This is a genomic window from Allobosea eneae (assembly GCF_042657265.1).
Lineage (GTDB): Bacteria > Pseudomonadota > Alphaproteobacteria > Rhizobiales > Beijerinckiaceae > Allobosea > Allobosea eneae.
Map to the genome: position 1 here is coordinate 1 of NZ_JBHSLW010000126.1, position 1,010 is coordinate 1,010.

Genomic DNA, 1,010 nt, shown 5'->3' on the forward strand with positions numbered 1-1,010 from the left:
GCTGGTGGCCGGTCATTAATCGGAATGGTGGCCGGAGAATTATCGGAATCCCGGCCGGTCAATTATCGGAATGATGGCCGGTCGGAATCGGAATCCGCACAACAGGCCGTAGACCTCGGCCTTGTTCTGGTAGGCGACCGCTGCGATCGGCGCCGGCAGGGTGAAGACGAGATGATAGTAGGGCACGGGCAGGAGATCGGCCTGGTGCTGCGCGAGCCAGTCCTTCGCCGCTGCGCCCTGGCAGCGCGGGCAGTGCCGGTTGCGGCAGGAGTTGTAGGCGATCGTCGGGTGATCGCAGTCGCTGCAGCGCATGACATGGCCGCCGAGCGCAGCCGTCCGGCAGGCCCGGATCGCTCCCATCACCTTGAGCTGGCCGCGGCTGAGCCGATGGCGCGCGAGATAGGCCTCGCCATGCCGGTTCAGGATGTCCGCGACCTCCAGAGCAGGCCGCGCCATGATCGGCGCAGGACCGCTATGGCGGTGGAGGTGGCGCCAGCAGCGCGAGCGGGCTCGTCACCTCGCGCAGGGTCTTGAGCGCGACGCGGGTGTAGACGGCGGTGGTGTCGAGCTTCCTGTGGCCGAGCAGGACCTGGATCACCCGGATATCGGTCTTCCGCTCCAGCAGATGCGTGGCGAAGCTGTGCCGCAGCGTGTGCATCGACACCCGCTTGTCGAGCTTGGCGGCCTCGGCCGCAGCATGGCAGGCCCGGTTGAGCTGGCGCGTCGTGATCGGCTGGCCCGGCTGCTGGCCGGGGAAGAGCCAGCCACGCGGGCGCTTTACCTGCCACCATTGCCGCAGGAGGTCGAGGAGGTCGGGCGCCAGCATGACATAGCGGTCCTTGCGGCCCTTGCCCTGCTCGACCCGGATTAGCATGCGCGCGCTGTCGATGTCGGCGACCTTGAGGTTGGCGATCACGACCTCCTCGACGAAGCCCTTCGCCACCACGTCCTGGAAGCCATAGGCCGTCGGCACCGAGTAGTCGTTCGACCGATAGCGGACCAGCGCCGTC

The 1,010-nt window shown here is 67.5% G+C and carries 3 pseudogenes; all 3 read right to left on the reverse strand.

Annotated features, from left to right (window positions below):
- Window positions 1-99: 99 nt before the first annotated feature.
- Window positions 100-456: pseudogene (locus ACFPOB_RS30285) on the reverse strand (IS91 family transposase); the annotation flags it as partial.
- A gap of 16 nt (window positions 457-472) precedes the next feature.
- A pseudogene (locus tag ACFPOB_RS30290) lies at window positions 473-913 on the reverse strand (tyrosine-type recombinase/integrase); the annotation flags it as partial.
- Window positions 911-1,010: pseudogene (locus ACFPOB_RS31135) on the reverse strand (Mu transposase domain-containing protein); the annotation flags it as partial. The pseudogenes ACFPOB_RS31135 and ACFPOB_RS30290, both read right to left, overlap by 3 nt.